The organism is Pseudomonas sp. YeP6b (assembly GCF_025642995.1).
GTDB lineage: Bacteria > Pseudomonadota > Gammaproteobacteria > Pseudomonadales > Pseudomonadaceae > Aquipseudomonas.
Genome location: NZ_CP080090.1, coordinates 4,481,153 through 4,499,168 on the forward strand (window position 1 = coordinate 4,481,153; position 18,016 = coordinate 4,499,168).

Sequence of the window (18,016 nt, forward strand, 5' to 3'; positions counted from 1 at the left end):
TCACACCTTCACGTGCAACGTAAAACAGGAGGCGACATGCTCTACCGACAACTGGGCCATTCGGGCCTGCTGGTATCCGAAATCATCCTGGGCACCGTGCCCTTCGGCGGTCGCGCCGAATTCGAAAAATGCGGTTCGGTGGGCGTGCCCCAGGCCAAGCGCATGTTCGACATCGCGTTCGACGCCGGGGTAAATATGGTCGACACCGCCGACCTCTACTCCCACGGCCTGGCCGAAGAAGTGGTGGGAAAAGCCTTGGGCGACAAGCGCCACGACATCCTGCTGGCCACCAAGGGCCGTAGCCCCGTGGACAACAACCCGAATAACTCCGGCTCCTCGCGTTACCACCTGATCCGCGCCTGCGAAGCCAGTTTGAAGCGCCTGGGCACCGACCACATCGACCTCTACCAATTGCACAACTGGGACGGCCTGACGCCGATCGAGGAAACCCTCGAAGCGCTGCGGCTGTTAGTTGGCTCGGGCAAGATTCGCTACTTCGGCACCAGCAACTTCACCGCCTGGCAGATGATGAAAACCCTGGGCAAGGCTGAGCTTCACGGCATGCTCAAACCCATCACCCAGCAGATTTACTACACGCCCGAATCCCGCGAGGCCGAGTACGAATTGCTGCCGCTGGCGCTCGACCAGTCCATCGGCACGCTGGTGTGGGGCCCGATGGGCGAAGGCCTGCTGACCGGCTCGACCCGGCGCGGGCACAAGCCACCGGCCAATACCCGCCAGGGCAGCGGCTGGCCGGAACCCTATGTGCATGACCAGGAACGTGCGCTGGACATCATCGAAACTCTCGCCGCCGTGGGCGATGAGCATGGCGTGTCGGTCGCGCGCACGTGCCTGGCGTGGCTCAAGGATCGCCCGGGCATTACCTCGCTGATCGTCGGCGCTCGCACCGAAGAACACCTGCGCGACAACCTCGCGGCGACCGAACTGAAACTCACAGAAGAACAGTCTTCACGTATCGAAGCGGTGACCCGTCGCCAGCCGTTGTATCCATACTGGCATCGTTTTACCGCCGGGATTGACCGCTTTGACCCGGCGGAGCAACCGTTCCTGGCTGAGCATCAAAAGACCATGGATGCCAGAACAGATAAGTAAGGGACTATACATAGCTAAATGTGGGTGCTGGCTTGCCTGCTCCCACAGAAAAGCCAAGCACTGCTGTGCTGCCAGCCGAATTCGCTCCCACACTTCCAGGGTTGCACTGAACGCCAATGCTGCCTATATTTCCCGCCTGGCGCTCTCTACGCCACCTTCCGCGGAAAGGGCTGCGCCCAAGACACTCAAGCTCTACCTCATTTCTACGACTCCCAACCTTAAAGCGGAAAAGGTCAGTGCAAGGAGATCGTATGTCGCAACGCCCTCTATCCTCCAACACCGATGGCCGTCTCAACCTTGAGCAGCAGCGCAAGCGCGCCAAGGAACTGTTGCCGCGCCTGAAAAGCCAAGACCCCAACGCGACCTTGTCCCAGGCTCAATGGCAGGTCGCCAAGCAACTCGGTTTCAGCAGCTGGCCCAAGCTCAAGGCGCATGTCGACGCCCTCGACTTCGCCGCCCGCCACCCCGCGTTTGATGCCAGCGATGAAGCCCGTACCACCCACTGGCGCTGCGGCAATGACATTGCCCACAGCCTGCAAGTGGCGGGGTTCAAAGGCCAGTTCCAGATGCTCGCAGACCCGCTGTGCATGGGGCCGGTGCGCGACTTGCCCAGCGAAGCATTCCGCGTGATGCGCAGCGCGTTTATCAGCCAGGCCTTTGCCCTGGACCCCACTGAAGTCGCGCGGCGTGTCAAGGATGAATACCACCAGCTTGAAGCCTTGGCCAACACCGACCACAGCGTGCTGTGGTGCGAGGCGGATGCCTATGACCAACTGTTCCTGATCCGTGCGCTGGCCGGGCTTGAGCAGGCACCGCGCAAGCTGGAGCTGATCGAGGTTGATCGCATTCCCGGCGTCGAGCGGTTTATCGGTATCGGCCAACTGGCCCCCGACGTGCTGGCGTGGCTATGGCCGCAGCGCCGGTTGATCGACGATTCGGCGGTGCAACTGGCCAAACAGGCGTGGTCGGCGTACTGCGCCAGCTCACCGGTTGGGCTGGCGGAACTGGCCCACAGCACGCAGCCTTCCCTGCCCTTTCTCGCACCGGCATTACGTCGCCAATTGCAGGAGCTACCCGGTCTCCACGATGGCCTGTCCCTCACCGAACGCTTGTCGCTGAGGTACATCGCCGAGGCCGGGCCGGTGCCCTTCGGCAGGGTGTTTGCCGAGTTGATGGGCAAGCGCGAGCCGCTGCCGTTCCTGGGCGACATGATGTTCCATGCGCTGTTGCGGCCGTTGATCGAGGCTGAGCAGCCGTTGCTGATCGAGACCGGCACCGAGCACGAATGGCCGCGCCGCGCTCTGACGTTAACGCCACTGGGGCACGCCGTGCTGAACGGCGACGCCTCTTGGCTGGACCACGCCAGCCACGAGCGTTGGGTCGGCGGGGTCTGCTTGCGGCCAAGGCAACCCCATTGGACGCTGGGCGACGACCACCTGCCCGTCTGGCGTGGCTGATGCTGCGCCACAGCGCTCAGCGCTTGGGCGACAACCCGACCGCACACGCTATCACCGCCGGGTCGCCCTGGTAGAGGCCGCGCGGCGCCGTCGACAGGTGGCTGACGCGGCTGTCGACGGCGCGCAGTGTCGGCCGCTCGACCGGTGGCAGGCTATGGTCCGGGTCGACAATCTCCATGCAGCGGCGCAGGGAGTTGAAGTCCGGCGATTGTGACAACGACAGGTGCAGGGTCTGGCTCACCGATACCGACACCACCGAACTCTGCGCGCATTGCCCGTCATAGATCAGCGTGTGGCGAATCAGCGGGTTGTCGTGGCAGTACTTCAACAGGTTGACCTGCCGCGAGTGCACCAGCGCGGTGTTGATAATCAACAGGTCAAACGCTACGCCGTCCACGCGTGTCAACGCCTGCAGCTCGTCGAACGAGCTCAAGGGGGCGATGCGGTAATAGCCCAACTGGTTGAGCATTTTCTCAATCTTGATCCGTTGCAGCAGGTCTGCATCGGCAATCAGAAGGCGTAACGCTTTATTGGACATAGGGTAAACCTGACAGGTGGGCATCCGCGTCGATCATTCAACGCTGAACACGTTACCCGTCAGGGGTGAAACCTGACTTTAAGGCGATTCTGAAACGGCAACTGGGTACACCTGCCCACTTTTAAGAATCGCCTGAAAGCCCTCGCCCCACCCGCCCCCTACCATCGGCTGCGTTCCCACACGCTCCCATGGAATCCATCCTTGCTCATGTTTCTACTCAGAATGGTGATTTTAGCCTGCGGGCTGCTGGCCCTGGCACCGCCGCCTGCCAGCGCCGCGCTGAAGATCGAAGGTACGCGCCTGATCTATTTTGGCCAGGACAAGGCAGCCAACATCGGCGTGGTCAACCAGGCATCCCGTGAGGTGGTGGTGCAAACCTGGATCACCAGCGAGGCCGACGCTGGCGACCGCACCGTGCCGTTTGCCGCCACCGAGCCGCTGGTGCAACTGGGTGCCGGCGAGCATCACCAGTTGCGCATCCTGTATGCCGGTGAAGGCTTGCCCACCGATCGTGAATCGCTGTTCTGGCTGAATATCATGGAAATCCCGCTCAAGCCCGAAGACCCCAACAGCGTGCAATTTGCGATACGCCAGCGGCTCAAGCTGTTCTATCGGCCGCCCGCGCTCCAAGGTGGCTCGGCTGAAGCGGTGCAGCAGTTGGTGTGGAGCAGCGGCGACGGGCGCACCGTCACGGTCCGTAACCCCAGCGCGTTTCACCTGTCGCTGGTGAACCTGCAAACCGACAACGAGGTGCTCAGCGATTACCTGCTGCTCAAGCCGTACGAGAGCAAAACCCTGACCGTGCCAAGCCCCTTGCCCAAGGGCACCACCCTCCATTTCACCGAAATCACCGATATCGGTTTGCAGGCCCGCCATCGCGCGGCACTCAACTGATGATTCGCGGGGTATTTACACCAATGTCACTGACCAAACGCTTTTTACCCATGCTGCTGTGGGCCTGCGCGGTCCTGCCCGCGACCAGCCACGCACTGGCCTGCCGTGAAGACGGCACCGGCTCGATCATTACCCAAGAGGCACTAGGCACCGCGCTGGCGGTAGCTGCCGATGCACCCAACGGCAGCATCATCTGGGAGTCCGGCCCGCGCTCCACCAATGTGATCTGCAAGGACGACTACAAAGTCGGCCGCGAAGAAGTGTACTTCTACGTCAACCCGGGCAACGTCAGCATCGGAACGGGTATCCGCGTGGGCATTCGTTATAACAACCAGCCGATTACGCAAAGTACCGGCAAGGTCGGCACCGGTTTTTTTTCCGACCGCGGCTGCACCTCCAACTGCATCGGCTGGGACAAGGCGCGCTTCACGCTCAACTTCAGCGTGTACATCGAGAAGTACGACCCCACGCCACCCAGCGGCCAGGCCAGTACCCTGACCTCGTACCGCGTGTTCCAGCTCGACGGCGTGCGCGGGCTCAACTCACGGCCCAACAGCAACTTCAACTACGTGGTCACCGGCATGAACGGCATCCGCTTCGTGCCCTGCACGCCCGAGCTGACCATCACCCCCAGCGTGGTCAACTTCCCTATGCCCTCGCGTAAGTTTTCAATCGGTGAAGTCGCCAGCACCGCGAACTTCAGCCTGAACCTGCGCAAGGGTTGCGACACGCCCTACACCGTCAGCGCACGCTTCGCCACCACGCCGGGCGGCGGCAGCGTGATTAACGGCTTGCTGGTGCCGGATAACAACAAATCGGTGGGCATCTCGTTGTCCCGCGCCGAGAGCCAGCAACCGTTACCGTTCAACAACTGGTTCACCCTGCAGGAGCTGATGGGCCTGGGCCAGAGCCACGATGAATTTCGTGCTGACCTGAAGTGGCGCACCCTGCCGATTCCCGGCGCATTCGACGCCGCGGTGGTGGTGGATATGTACTACAAGTAGCGGGTTTTTAAGGATCGTCTTATGCCACGCGCAAAGGTCGACGCTTAAAGTCCGCCGATGCGATTGAAAAGTTATCTGCTCCAAATCAACCCCGTCCTCTCCCGACCCGAAGCAGCCAGAAGGCTGCTTCGTATTTTCGCGACCGTGCTGCTCATCGGCATCCTGAGCGGGGTGTATACCTTTCTGCTGTCGACCTTCAATAACGATATCTCCCAGCGCCGCGGCTACATGAGCAGCGCTATCGCCGAAGCCCACACCTTTTTCACCAACCGCGAAGCCTTGCTCGAAAGCCTGAGCCTGTCGGCGGTACGCAAGCAGTCCAGGGTTTACCTCTCTTCGCCGGAAGAACAACACCTGCAACTGGGCGACACGCCGGGCAACCAGTGGAGCATCTGGCTGACCGCGCGCATGCGCGACTACCTCAAGGCCAAGCAGCTCAACCTGCTTTATGTGAACGCCGGCCCCAACCCGCAAGTGGTGCGGCTGTACGACGCGACCACGCAGGTGCTGCCGATGTCCAAGTGCATGCTCAACCGCCTCAAAGCCCTACAGCACAGCGACCCGGCCATGCTCAGCGAGCTGTGGCTGAGCGACCGCACCGAGCACCATTCGCACCTGTATATTTTCATCCGCCTGGACCGCCAAGACCCCACTTCCGGCTGGCTGGGCCTGGAAATGGAAAGCCGCGAAGTGTCCTCAACCCTCAGCGACCAGAGCGCTGGCGAGTTCATGATGCTCAACGCCCAAGGCACGCTGGTGTTTACCAACAGCGATGACACGCAGGCACGCCAGCAACACCTGCGGCCCGGCGAAGAAAGCTTCTTCGGCTTTGTCGGCAGCGGTTTGCTGCCCGATCACCTGGTGATCCGCAAACACCTGAAATCCTCGGATTGGCAGTTGATGTACTCCATCGACCTGCGCGCGGTGGTCAACGGATTGTGGAAACAGCTACTGGGTTCGCTGCTGTTCTGCCTGTTCAGTCTGGCGCTGATCTGGCTGGTGATGCGTCGGGTCGACCAGCGCTTCATCATTCCCTCGATCCACCGCATCCAGGCGTTGATCGAGAGCGAGGCGTTCGGCCGCGATGTGATCCAGACCGCACCCGTTGCGCTGTGTGTGCTGCGCCGCACCGACGGCCAGGTGGTACTGGAAAACACCCTGGCCCAGCAATGGCTGGGCAACGGCCCGGAGTGCAAGGCATTGCGCGCTGGTTGGATCGAGCAGGCCTACGCCGGTGAACCGTCCGAACGCAGCGATTACTTTGAAACCATCGACGGCCGCCACCTGTACCTGAGCAGCGCGCCGACCCGCTACAGGGGCGAGGACGTGTTGTTTTGCGCCTTCAGCGATATCAGTGCGCGCAAGCAAGTCGAGGCGGCGCTGGAAGAAGCGCGGCAGTCGGCAGACGCCGCCAACGCGGCCAAGACCTTGTTCTTGGCGACCATGAGCCATGAAATCCGCACGCCGCTATACGGCGTGCTCGGCACCCTGGAATTGCTGGCACGCACGCAACTGGACGCCCAGCAAAAAGACTATCTGCATGCCATCGAAGGCTCATCTTCGACCCTGCTGCAACTGATCTGCGACGTGCTGGACGTGTCGAAGATCGAGGCCGGGCAGTTGGCGCTGGAAATGAGCGAGTTTTCACCGCTGGACCTCGTCCACGAAATCATCCAGGGCTACGCCGCAGCCGCCCAGGGCAAGGGCCTGCAATTGTATGCCTGCTTCGACCCGAAGTTGCCGGAACGGCTGATCGGCGACGTGACGCGCATCCGCCAGATTCTCAACAATTTGCTGAACAACGCGGTGAAGTTCACCGACTACGGGCGCGTGGTGCTGCGGGTCAAAGTGCTTGGCCGCGATGGCGAGCGCTCGAGCCTGTTGTGGCAGGTTTCGGACACCGGCAAAGGCATCGCCCAGGAAGACCAGGCGATGATTTTCGAGCCGTTCTACCAGAGCGAAGGCAACACCAACGTGGTCGCCGGCACCGGCCTGGGCTTACCGATCTGCCAGCGTCTGACCGAATTGATGAATGGCAATATCCGCATGGTCAGCGAACTGGGGCTGGGCAGCAGTTTCAGTCTGATCCTGCCGCTGGAGGAAGCACCGACCCCACCGATGACCCCGCTGTTGGCCGAGACCATTTACGTGGTGTCGCCGATCCAAGAGCTGGCGCACTCCATCAGCGGCTGGCTGCGCCGCTGGGGGGCTCGCGCCCAGGCCGGCCTGCCGACGCTGCCGGAAAACCATCTGCTGCTGCAAGTGCACCCCGGCAGTGTCGACCCATTGCTGGCACCCGAGTGGCCGGGCCCGGTGATCCACGTCAGCAGTAACGCCTGCACCGCGCAGGAGGCCGAAGCCGGCGCCTGGCACGTCAACCTCAACCACCTCGGCGCGATTCATCAGGCCGTGAGCCAGGCCCAAGGGCTGTGGGTGGCCCGCGCCGGTGAGCAGACGCGCCAGAGTGACCTGAACAAACTCAACCTGCACCTGCTGGTGGCCGAGGACAACATCATCAACCAGCTGATTTTGCGCGACCAACTCGAAGAACTCGGCTGCACCGTGGAGCTGGCGGCCGATGGTCAGGAAGCGTTGCAGCTGTACACCGCCGGCAACTTCGACGTGGTGTTGACGGACGTGAACATGCCCCACATCAACGGCTATGACCTGGCACGCGAACTGCGCCGCCAGGGCTGCCCGTTGCCGATTATCGGGGCCACCGCCAACGCCATGCGCGGCGAGGCCGACCTGTGCCTGGCCGCCGGCATGAACCATTGCCTGGTCAAACCCTTTGCGTTGCGGGCTCTATTCAACTCCCTGGCGCCTTATGCACGGATCAACCATGAAGCCCCTTAGTATTTTGATCGTTGAGGACCATCCCCTGCAGCACGTCTACCTGCAGCACCTGCTCAGTGAGTTGGGGGATTTCATGCTCGAAACCGCCGAGGACGGCAAAGAAGCACTGGAGCGTCTGCGTAAGCGCGATTTCGACTTGGTACTGACCGACCTGCTGATGCCCGGCATGGACGGCGTGCAATTTATCCAGTGCCTGGCCAGCCTGCGTTGCAAACCGGCGCTGGCGATCATGAGCGCGGCGTCGCGGCGCATGTTGATGGCGGCAAGCCTGGTGGCGAAAAACCTCGATGTGGAAGTGATCGGGCTGATCTCCAAGCCCGTCGCCGCCGACGCCCTGCGCAGCCTGGTGGACCAGCTCAGGAACAGCGTGCGCAAGCCCTCCCCCGCATTGCCCGAACACCTGGACATCGACCGCCACACCCTGGTCCAGGCCATGAGCTCAGGCCAGCTCCAAGCCTGGTTCCAGCCGAAAAAGTCCCTGGCTAACGGGCGCATTGTCGCCGCCGAAGCACTGGTGCGCTGGATGCACCCCGAGCAAGGCGTGATGCTGCCCGCTGCGTTCCTGCCGGCGATCAAGGCATTCGAGCTGGAGGAGCGACTATTGTGGGTGGTGCTCAAGCAGGCGATCCACGCCCAGGAACGCTGGCGCCAGCGTGGCTACGAAATCCCGGTATCGATCAACCTGCCCACCCACCTGCTCAACAGCCACGACCTGGCCGACCGCCTGCTGGAATTTGTGCTGCACCACGACGGCATCCCGGGAATGATCTGCTTCGAGCTGATGGAATGCTCGGTGCCCCAGGACATCAGCAACTTCTACGCCGGCGCCTGCCGCCTGCGCATCAAGGGCTTCGGCCTGTCGCAGGATGATTTCGGCAAGGGCTACAGCTCGTACCTGAATCTTGTGTCCACGCCGTTTACCGAATTGAAGATCGACCAGTCGCTGGTGCAGGGCTGCCACGACAACGAAGGGATGGCCCAGGCGTTGGCGAGCATTATCGCGCTGGGCCGCAAACTCGGCCTGACCGTGGTCGCCGAAGGTGTCGAGACACCGCAGCAACTGGCCCTGCTGCGCAAGATTGACTGCAATCAGGTGCAGGGTTTCCTGATTTCTCACGCGGTTTCTTCTGAACAATTTCAACAACTACTGAACAATGATGGCCCCGCGACATCTCACTAGTTGGCGGCCAGGGATTATCTGTTCGATAGTAAGGAGTAAGCTCCATCCTGTGCCGATTTATCCTGCGCTTGCGGAAACCCCTGATGAAGCACAACAATGCGGTCCTCGAAGCCTTTACCCGCAGCTCATTGCGCCTGAACAAAGGGCTGATGGTGCTGCTCGGTATCGCGTTACTGTTGGTGTTGACCAACTACTGGTCACTGCAACGCGGGGTCGAAACCCGCTACGGCGCGACACGCTTTCATTTCGCGCGCCTGATGGAGAACCTGGCGGAACAGGAGTCGTACCTCAAGAGCCTGACACACCCGGGCATCCAGGCCGAACTGCTGCGCGCCACCAAGGTTCATGTCAGCCTGAAAAGCCGCATGGTCGACAACCACCGCACGCTGTACGAAGGCCAGAAGTATTCGTTTTCGGTACCGTTCAGCGTCAAATTCGATGAACAACAGGTCAGCCCCGCCACCCGGCCGCAGATATTTGCCCTGGGCGCGCACCTAACTAGTTATTTCAGCGCCTTCTGGTCGTCATCGCCGTATGAGGCGCCGCAAACCTTTCTGCTCAATCGCCAGGCGAACTACGCCATCACCGTACCGTCGGTGGGCTACCAGCGCCGGGAAAGCACCGAGGAAACCGGCAACTTGGTGGCGCTGGTTAACGCAGTGCAACAAACCCTTGAGCAGACGCCACAACCACTGGAACAGAACCGCGTGTACTGGCAGGCAGGCCCCGGGTCCGAGCACCTGCTGGCTTACATCGGTCTGCCCCTCGACGGCCAGGGCCAGGCGGTGGTCGGCACCCTGCTCGACATGGCTCAGGTCGACGACGTGCAACGCGCCCTGGAACACTCGGCATTTGACCGCTTTACCCTGATTGCCCCCGATGGCAACCGGTTGATCGGCCCCGAAGTGGGAGCGCCGCTCAGCGATGGCGTGCACTTCAACGCAGACGGCTTTGAATTCAAGATTACCCAGGCGGGCGCCCAGCCCTGGAGCGCGATCTATGGCCTGAACTACTCACACTTCTTTCATTCGGCTTTGTGGCCGTTGAGCACCCTGGCGCTGCTGCTCGGCAGCCTGATTACCCTGGGCTGGGCCGGCAGCCGCTGGTACCGGCGCCAGGTTATCGCGCCGGCGCGCCTGGCCCACGAACGGATTGCCGAAAGCGTGGCGTTCAGCCGCGTGATTATCGACACCGCCCCCACCGGTTTGTGTGTGGTACGGCGCAGCGACGCCAAGGTGTTGATCGAGAACCAACGCGCCCAGCAATGGCCGGGCACTGCACACCTGGTGGCCACCCTGGCCGGTATGCACGACAGCGCCGAGAGCGGCGAAACGCACCTTGAGATCGAAGGCCGGCACTTGCAAGTCGGCTTTGTCTCCACCCGTTATCAGGCCGAGGACGTGCGCCTGTATGCGTTCAACGACATCTCTCGGCATATCGACGACGCCCAGACCTTGGAGGACGCCCGCCGCGCCGCCGATGCCGCCAACAAGGCCAAGACGCTGTTCCTGGCGACCATGAGTCATGAAATTCGCACCCCGTTGTATGGCGTGCTCGGCACGCTGGAACTGCTCGGCCTGACCGACCTGGACCCCCATCAGCAAACTTACCTGCATACGATCCAGCGTTCCTCCGCCACGCTGTTCCAGTTGATCAGCGATGTGCTGGACGTATCGAAAATCGAGGCCGGGCAAATGGCGATTGAAGCCGTGGAGTTCTGCCCGCTGGACATGCTCGAAGACACGTTGCACACCTACGCCGCCTTCGCCCAGCGTAAGGGTTTGCAACTCTATAGCTGCATCGATCCGCAGCTGCCGGACTGTGTAATGGGCGACCCGATGCGTATCCGCCAGATCCTCAATAACCTGGTGAGCAACGCCATCAAGTTCACCGATATCGGACGCGTGGTCATTCGCGCCAGAGTGACCACATTCGACGCCGACAACGTCGACCTCGAATGGCAGGTCACAGACTCCGGTGTGGGCATTCCCGAAACGCAGCAGGCCAAGCTGTTCGACGTGTTTTACCAGGCACCGGACACCGCCAGTGAAGGCGGCGCCGGGCTGGGGCTGTCGATTTGCCGCTGGCTGGCGCAGATGATGGACGGTGAAATCAAGGTGGTCAGCGAACCGGGCCTGGGCAGCAGCTTTACCCTGAAAATACGCCTGCCGTTGTGCAGCGGTGCCCTGACCAACACACCGCTGATCGAACCCAGCCCAACGCCTGTGTATGTGCAGGCGCCGGTGCGTGAGTTGGCGCAGTCGCTGTGTGACTGGCTCAATCGTTTGGGTATTACGGCAGCCCTGGCGGCGTCCACGCCCGAACAGGACAGCCGCCACGCGGTGCTGGTCGATGTGCTGCCCAATGAGCCCGCCCGCCCCTGGCCCGGCCAACGCGTGCTGTGCCTGCCGGGCGCACACACCCCGCCACGGCACACGAAACAGGGCTGGGTTGTGGACATGCACGACGTGCGCGCCATTGCCGCCACCGTGTCGTTGGCGCAGCACGACAAGCACGAGCATCCGCCGGCCGCCCTACCGCAAAGCGCAGGGCGGCTGGGGCTGCGCATCCTGGTGGCGGAGGATAATCCAGTCAACCAGGCGATCATCAAGGAACAACTGGAGGCGCTCGGCTGCTCGGTGACCCTTGCGGCCAACGGTGAACAGGCGCTGCAGCTGTGGCAACCGCAGGCGTTCGACCTGGTGCTGACTGACGTGAACATGCCCTTGATGAATGGCTATGAACTGACCAAGGCCCTCAGGGCGCATGACCGGCAGTTGCCGATTATCGGCGTAACCGCCAACGCCATGCGCGAAGAAGGCGTGCGCTGCCTGGCGGTGGGCATGAATGCCTGGATCGTCAAACCTTTGAGTCTGCAAACCTTGCGCGCGCAGTTGGTCAAGCAGTGCAAAGTCAAGCCACCGGTGGAACCACCGCCCGAGACGTTCGACGACAGCGTGCAGCTGTCGGACAAGATGCGCCCGCTGTTCATCAGCAGCGTGCAGCAGGATTTGCAGCGGATCGGCGCGGCACTGGCGCAGCGCGACGCGCGCACCCTCGGCCAGCTGCTGCATTCGGCCTCCGGCGCTTTGGGCGCGGTGCAGGCGCTCGACTTGGCCCAGGCCTGCATCGAACTGGAAAGCGCATTGAACCGCGGCAGCCTCGACACTTCACTTGAGCTCAAGGTGAAGACTGTGATGCAGCGACTGTCGGCCGTCCTGGAAACTCTCCAGCCCGGGCACACTTCCCTCACTTGAACTGGCACTACGGACGGCCCTTTATGAAAAAATTCAACGTGGTTATCGCGGACGATCACCCAATCGTGCTGCTTGGGGTACGCGAGCTGGTGGAGCGCGACACACGCTTTCAAGTCGTGGGCGAAGCGGTATGTTCGGCGGGCCTGATCGAGCTGTTGCAGCATCAGGGCGCCGACATTGTGATCACCGACTACAACATGCCGGGCGACTCGCCCTATGGTGATGGCCTGAAGCTGGTGGAGTACCTGAAACGGCATTTTCCGCAGGTGCAGATCCTGATCCTGACGATGATCTCCAATCACCTTATCCTCACTCGCCTGCAAGAGCTGGGCGTGGTCGGCATCATCCAGAAAAGCCAGTTGCACACCGAGATTCAACTGGCACTCAAGGCCATTGCACAACAGAGCGCCTATCGCAGCCTGGAGCCGCCCAAGACCTCGGTGATCGAGACCCTCACGGCCATCGACGAGCGTTTTACCAGCTTGTCGCCCAAAGAGTTCGAGATCCTGCGTTTGTTTATTTCCGGCATGAGCGTGAGTGATATTGCACGCAGCCAGAACCGCAGTTCAAAGACCATCAGTGCACAAAAAATATCCGCCATGCGCAAACTGGAAGTGAGCAGCGACCAGGACCTTCTCGCCTATTGCCTGGCGCGCAACATCTTCAACTAAGCACAACGTGCAAGCCATTCCCAGGCAATGGCTTGGCCCTTTATTTGCTGGTTCCCCACCTGCCTTGCGGTGCAACTAACCCGTCTATAGCGCGGCTTATAAGAATCGTCTTATTCGCTCGCAGCGCCTCGCCTCTTATTCTTTCCTCGCAGTTCAACAACAGCATTTTCCAACTAACACTTACGGACATCATCATGAAGAAGTTTTCCCTGGCTGTTATCGCCTCGGCCATTATCGCCGCTTCCGGCAGTGCATTTGCCGTTGATCCGGTACCGACGCCTACCCTGGGCGGCAGCGGTAAAATCACCTTCACCGGCGTGATCAACAACGACGCCTGCTCGGTAGACGGCGCCAACTCTGACCGCACTATTTCGGTGGACATGGGCAACGTTTCGATCAAGGACATGGGCACTGCGGAAAACCCAACCGCCGGCCGTGTGACCGCCAAAGACTTCAACCTGAACGTCAACTGCAACCAGGGCACCAAAGTCGCGATGATCTTTGATGCCAACAATGGCGGTTCGGGTCTGGTCAACGGCAAGAAAGTATTGGCCCTGAACCCAGGTTCGGCTACCGCGCAAAACGTCGGTATCGCCCTGCTCGACAGCACAGGCACCTTGATCGACCTCAGCTCGACAAGCACCGCACGCATTGAAAGCGCCATGCACGGCCAAGGCACTGCGGGCGGCGACGCCACCCTGAGCTTCGCGGCTGCCTACGTCACCACGGGTGCCGCCGGTGCATCCACCGCCGGTCGCGGTGATGCCACCCTGCCGTTCATCCTGCAATACGAGTAACTCGGCGCCCCGAGCACCGATCGCGCGAGGCCAAACGGCCTCGCCATTCTCTTTGATTACACCGGATAACCCTCATGCTGCCTCGTTATATCGCCGCAAGCCTGGGGCTGCTGGGCATGCTTATGGCTACCCAGGCCGCCGCCAGCATTTCATTGAACGCCACCCGTATCGTATTTGATGGCGACCACAAAGAAGCCAACATCACCGTGCGCAACGGCAACCAGGATGTGTTGATTCAATCCTGGGTCGACATGAACGACGCCAGCGCCAGCCGCGCACCGTTTGCCGTCACCCCGCCATTGGCCCGCGTATTCGTCAAGGAACAGCAACTGCTGCGCATCTTGTACGAAGGCACCGGCATGCCCACGGACCGCGAGTCGGTGGTGTGGCTGAATGTGCAGGAAATCCCCAAGGCCAGTGAGGCCGAGAACACCTTGCAGTTGGCCATCCGCCAACGCATCAAGATTTTTTACCGCCCTGCTGGCCTCACCGGCAGTGCGTTGCAGGCCCCTGCACAGCTTGAATGGTCGCTGGCCAAGCACGGCGCACAGACCCTGTTGCAGGTGAAAAACCCGACGCTGTACCACGTGTCCATGGCCGACATTAAGGTGCAGGCGCAGCTGGCCAGCGATTCGACCATGATCGCGCCCGGCGAGGAAAAACAGTTCCCGCTCAAGACGCCACCCGCGGCTGGCTCGGTGCAACTGTCGTTTTCCAGCATCAATGACTACGGCGCGCAGAACCACTACACCGCGCCCCTGTCAGGCGTCGCCGCGCACGCGACTGAATCACGCCTCAAACCCTAAGCCTTTTCTCTAACCCACAGGCTCACTTCGCGTGCGTGTTTGCGTGCCCGCCTGTTCGCCAATCAGGGATGTCACAGGTCTTCGCATGTCTTTTCTTTCCAGTAACAGGCCCGCGCGTGGCGCACTGAAGTTGAAGACGCTGTCGCTTGCGATTGCCGCCAGCCTGCCGGCCTGGGCAATGGCGGACGAGGCTGCGGAAACCTTCAACACCACCTTTTTGCAAGGCTCGCAGTCATCGGTCGATTTGCAGCAGTTGCTCTCGGCCAACAGCGTGCTGCCGGGCAACTACCGCGTCGACCTGTACAGCAACGAAGTACTGGTGGGCCGGCGCGACATCGACTTCAAGCGCAACCCGAAAAACGGCCGGGTCGAAGCCTGCCTGACCCTCGATTTGCTCAAGCAGTTGGGCGTTGACATGCACCGTTTGCAGGCCGAAGGCAAAATCGACCCGCAGCAGCCGCAGGATTGCTACGCCCTCGCTGAGATGATCGAGGACGCCAGCGTGCGCTACGACAGCAGCCGCCTGCGCTTGATGGCGAGCATCCCGCAAGTGGCCATGCAGCGTGGCCTGCGCGGTTACGTCGACCCGCAGTTATGGGATGAAGGCGTGCCCGCCGCGTTCGTCAACTACCAGCTCAACAGCAGCCGCACTGCAGGCGACTACAAAACCCGCATCTCGAATAACCTCGGCCTGCGCAACGGCATCAACCTGGGTGCCTGGCGCTTGCGCAACGAGTCGAACCTGAGCGGCGGCACCGGGCGTTCGAACACCTACACCAGCAACCGCACTTACTTGCAGCACGACGTGACTGCGATCAAGGGCCAGTTCAGCGCCGGTGAGATTTTCTCCGACACCGACCTGTTCGACAGCGTGCGTTATCGCGGCCTCAAGCTCGCCTCCGATGACGGCATGCGTGCCGACAGCGAGCGCGGTTATGCGCCGGTGATCCGTGGCGTGGCGCAGACCAACGCGACAGTGGAAATCCGCCAGAACGACTACATCCTCTACACCGCCAACGTCGCACCGGGGCCGTTCGAGATCAACGACATCTACCCCAGCGGCTCCAACGGCGACCTGCAAATCACCGTGATCGAAGCCGACGGCACGCGCCGCGTGACGATGCAGGCGTTTTCCAGTTTGCCGATCATGGTGCGTGAAGGTCAGGTGAAGTACAGCCTCTCGGCGGGCACGTTCAAAAGCAACGCGGACGGCCTGGCGACTCCGCGTTTTCTCAGCGGCACCCTGGCCTACGGCTTGACCAGCAACCTCAGCGCGATTGTCGGCTTGCAGACCAGCGAGGACTACAACGCGCTGTCCATCGGCGCCGGTAAGAACACCTCGTTCGGCGCCTTCTCGCTGGACACCACTCACTCCTCCAGCAAGGCGCAGGGCAAAACCACCCAGGGCAGCAGCGTGCGGGCGCTGTATGCAAAAACCTTTACCGGCACCGACACCAACTTCACCCTGGCCGCGTACCGCTACTCCACCGAGGGCTACCGCACCCTCACCGACCATGTCGAAGACAGCAGCCAGGATGTGCGCGTGCGCACCGGCCATTCGAAAACCCGCACCGACCTGACCATCAACCAGAGTATCGGGCGCAACAGCGAGTTCGGCAGCGTGTACGTGAACGCCAGCGACCAGCGCTACTGGAACCGCGGCGGCTCGCAGAGTTTTTCCGCCGGCTACACCAGCAACTGGGGCGACCTGAGCTACAACCTCGGCGTGACGCGCACCAAGCAAATCGTCACCTTTGGCCAGCCGAGCAGCGACACCCAGGTGAACCTGTCGATTTCCTTCCCGCTGGGCAGCCAGGCCCGCGCGCCACGGGCGTTTGTCACCACCAGCCGGCAGCATGGCGACACCACCACCCAGGCGGGCATCAATGGTTACGTCGCCGACACCAGCGACACGTTCTATTCGGTACAGGCCGGCCACAGCGACACCAGCGGCGATTCCGGCTCGGCGAATATCAACAGCCGCACCTCGGTAGCGGACGTCAGCCTCGGCTACAGCCAGGGCCAGGGCTACAACTCACAGAACCTCAACCTCGCAGGCTCCGTGGTCGCTCACGCAGGCGGCATCAACCTGGGGCAGACCGTCAGCGAGACCTTCGCGCTGGCCGAAGTGCCGGGTATCTCCGGGGCAAAAATCAGCAGCTACAGCGGTGTAGAGACCGGCTACAACGGCTACGCGGTAATCCCCAACGCCCAGCCCTACCGGGTGAACTGGGTGAGCCTGGACACCCGCGACCTGGGCGGCGATGTGGAAATCACCAACGCCACCCAACAAGTGGTGCCGCGCCGTGGCGCAATCGTGGTGGCGCACTACAGCGGCACCACCGGGCGGCGGGTGTTGTTTGAGTTGTTTGATGCGCAGCGCAAGCCGCTGTCGTTTGGGGCTTCGCTGGAGGACGCGAACGGCAAGCAACTGGCGATTGCGGACCCGAATGGCAATGCGCTGGCGTTGGTGGAGGAGGATCAGGGCACGTTGGTTATCAAGTGGGGTGAGCAGCAGTGCAGTGCAACCTATGCGTTGCCCCCGCAGAATAAAGCGCTGAACTATGAGCGCCAGGCGTTGGTGTGCACGCCTTGAAGGGGGCGATATCTACACCCTCTCTCTGATGTATAAAAATCCAAATGTGGGAGCGGGCTTGCCTGCGATAGCCATAGGTATCTACACATCTTTTTTTACGGGTTGAGTGTTGTGTTTGTCGGAGGGCGCTGAGTACATATCCGTTGTTTGGGTCACGGCTGATATTGGTTCCGCTCTTACAGCGGGTCACTTTTGGAAAAGAGCCCGGAATGCCGGCCCAGCCAAAAGTAACCAAAAGGGCTCTTGCCCCACCACTCGGCACCTCGCCTAGGCTCGGTGTGCCCGAACGCAGGCATTACTCCGCGGGCCGCCGCGATGGCCCGTCCCTGGCCCATCGCGGCTAAACCGGCGTCCTGCCGGTTTACCCGCTCCGTAATACCTGCGTTCGGCCAGCGTGGTTTAACGGGGCGCCTAAGATCAAGATCAACAGCAGATCAAGATCAAAAGCAAGAGCACGGCGGCCTAGTAGCCGACCTGAGTGGTTGAAGCAAATCAAAAGCAAAGCCGAGGCTGCCTGACAGCCGACCTGATAGTGGAAGCTGAAACTCAATCAAATGTGGGAGCTGGCTTGCCTGCGATGGCATCAACTGTGTGTCACTGATAGACCGAGCTGTCTGCATCGCAGCGGTGCGGCGATCCGACAAGCCCGCTCCCACATTTGGAACTCATTTCATCAGGTAGAAGTGGTGCTGCTTTGCTGTTGCCCTGCTTTTGCTTCAACCACTCAGGTCGGCTACTAGGCCGCCGTGCTCTTGCTTTTGATCTTGATCTGCTTTTGATCTGACAGGCCCCGTTAACCACGATGGCCGAACGCAGGCTTGAATCCGTGGGTAACCCGGCAGGACGC

The 18,016-nt window shown here is 61.4% G+C and carries 12 protein-coding genes; 11 read left to right on the plus strand and 1 reads right to left on the minus strand.

What is annotated here, in order from left to right:
* The first annotated feature begins 36 nt into the window (after nucleotides 1-36).
* Complete coding sequence (locus KZH41_RS20065; RefSeq protein WP_263273570.1) at nucleotides 37-1,113, plus strand: aldo/keto reductase; 1,077 nt, start codon at nucleotides 37-39, stop codon at nucleotides 1,111-1,113.
* A 251-nt stretch (nucleotides 1,114-1,364) separates the two neighbouring features.
* Nucleotides 1,365-2,570 (plus strand): DUF1835 domain-containing protein, encoded by a 1,206-nt coding sequence (locus KZH41_RS20070; protein WP_263273571.1) that lies wholly within the window; start codon nucleotides 1,365-1,367, stop codon nucleotides 2,568-2,570.
* A 16-nt stretch (nucleotides 2,571-2,586) separates the two neighbouring features.
* Here KZH41_RS20070 and KZH41_RS20075 read toward each other — a convergent pair whose 3' ends face one another.
* Complete coding sequence (locus KZH41_RS20075; RefSeq protein ID WP_242150954.1) at nucleotides 2,587-3,108, minus strand: chemotaxis protein CheY; 522 nt, start codon at nucleotides 3,106-3,108, stop codon at nucleotides 2,587-2,589.
* 207 nt (nucleotides 3,109-3,315) lie between these two features.
* Here KZH41_RS20075 and KZH41_RS20080 point away from each other — a divergent pair, with 207 nt between their 5' ends.
* The 9 genes from KZH41_RS20080 (at nucleotide 3,316) to KZH41_RS20120 (ending at nucleotide 17,169) form a co-directional block, all read left to right on the plus strand.
* Nucleotides 3,316-4,002, plus strand: a complete 687-nt coding sequence (locus KZH41_RS20080) for a molecular chaperone (protein WP_263273572.1) — start codon at nucleotides 3,316-3,318, stop codon at nucleotides 4,000-4,002.
* A gap of 23 nt (nucleotides 4,003-4,025) precedes the next feature.
* On the plus strand, nucleotides 4,026-5,006 hold the full coding sequence (locus KZH41_RS20085; RefSeq protein WP_242150960.1) for a fimbrial protein: 981 nt from the start codon (nucleotides 4,026-4,028) through the stop codon (nucleotides 5,004-5,006).
* A 57-nt stretch (nucleotides 5,007-5,063) separates the two neighbouring features.
* Nucleotides 5,064-7,862 (plus strand): ATP-binding protein, encoded by a 2,799-nt coding sequence (locus tag KZH41_RS20090; RefSeq protein ID WP_263273573.1) that lies wholly within the window; start codon nucleotides 5,064-5,066, stop codon nucleotides 7,860-7,862.
* Entirely contained in the window at nucleotides 7,849-9,042 is a 1,194-nt protein-coding gene (locus tag KZH41_RS20095) for an EAL domain-containing protein (protein ID WP_242150966.1), read from the plus strand. The genes KZH41_RS20090 and KZH41_RS20095 overlap by 14 nt, the downstream gene beginning before the upstream one ends.
* An 83-nt stretch (nucleotides 9,043-9,125) precedes the next feature.
* The gene (locus KZH41_RS20100; protein ID WP_094953711.1) at nucleotides 9,126-12,299 is read left to right on the plus strand and encodes a hybrid sensor histidine kinase/response regulator; all 3,174 of its coding nucleotides are present in this window, start codon (nucleotides 9,126-9,128) and stop codon (nucleotides 12,297-12,299) included.
* Nucleotides 12,300-12,322: 23 nt separating this feature from the next.
* A complete protein-coding gene (locus KZH41_RS20105; protein WP_094953712.1) occupies nucleotides 12,323-12,970 on the plus strand; it encodes a response regulator in 648 nt (215 codons plus the stop codon).
* 194 nt (nucleotides 12,971-13,164) lie between these two features.
* Entirely contained in the window at nucleotides 13,165-13,767 is a 603-nt protein-coding gene (locus tag KZH41_RS20110; protein WP_094953713.1) for a fimbrial protein, read from the plus strand.
* A 74-nt stretch (nucleotides 13,768-13,841) separates the two neighbouring features.
* Nucleotides 13,842-14,573 carry a molecular chaperone gene (locus tag KZH41_RS20115; protein WP_094953714.1) on the plus strand — a complete coding sequence of 244 codons (732 nt, stop codon included), beginning with the start codon at nucleotides 13,842-13,844 and terminating at the stop codon, nucleotides 14,571-14,573.
* Nucleotides 14,574-14,658: 85 nt separating this feature from the next.
* Nucleotides 14,659-17,169 (plus strand): fimbria/pilus outer membrane usher protein, encoded by a 2,511-nt coding sequence (locus KZH41_RS20120; RefSeq protein ID WP_263273574.1) that lies wholly within the window; start codon nucleotides 14,659-14,661, stop codon nucleotides 17,167-17,169.
* The last annotated feature ends 847 nt before the right edge of the window (nucleotides 17,170-18,016 follow it).

Coding starts and splice junctions, on each gene's coding strand:
- KZH41_RS20080 (WP_263273572.1), top strand. CDS start 3,316: ATGTTTCTACTCAGAATGGTGATTTTAGCCTGCGGGCTGCTGGCCCTG.
- KZH41_RS20120 (WP_263273574.1), top strand. CDS start 14,659: ATGTCTTTTCTTTCCAGTAACAGGCCCGCGCGTGGCGCACTGAAGTTG.
- KZH41_RS20115 (WP_094953714.1), top strand. CDS start 13,842: ATGCTGCCTCGTTATATCGCCGCAAGCCTGGGGCTGCTGGGCATGCTT.
- KZH41_RS20105 (WP_094953712.1), top strand. CDS start 12,323: ATGAAAAAATTCAACGTGGTTATCGCGGACGATCACCCAATCGTGCTG.
- KZH41_RS20070 (WP_263273571.1), top strand. CDS start 1,365: ATGTCGCAACGCCCTCTATCCTCCAACACCGATGGCCGTCTCAACCTT.
- KZH41_RS20085 (WP_242150960.1), top strand. CDS start 4,026: ATGTCACTGACCAAACGCTTTTTACCCATGCTGCTGTGGGCCTGCGCG.
- KZH41_RS20110 (WP_094953713.1), top strand. CDS start 13,165: ATGAAGAAGTTTTCCCTGGCTGTTATCGCCTCGGCCATTATCGCCGCT.
- KZH41_RS20065 (WP_263273570.1), top strand. CDS start 37: ATGCTCTACCGACAACTGGGCCATTCGGGCCTGCTGGTATCCGAAATC.
- KZH41_RS20090 (WP_263273573.1), top strand. CDS start 5,064: ATGCGATTGAAAAGTTATCTGCTCCAAATCAACCCCGTCCTCTCCCGA.
- KZH41_RS20095 (WP_242150966.1), top strand. CDS start 7,849: ATGAAGCCCCTTAGTATTTTGATCGTTGAGGACCATCCCCTGCAGCAC.
- KZH41_RS20100 (WP_094953711.1), top strand. CDS start 9,126: ATGAAGCACAACAATGCGGTCCTCGAAGCCTTTACCCGCAGCTCATTG.
- KZH41_RS20075 (WP_242150954.1), bottom strand. CDS start 3,108: ATGTCCAATAAAGCGTTACGCCTTCTGATTGCCGATGCAGACCTGCTG.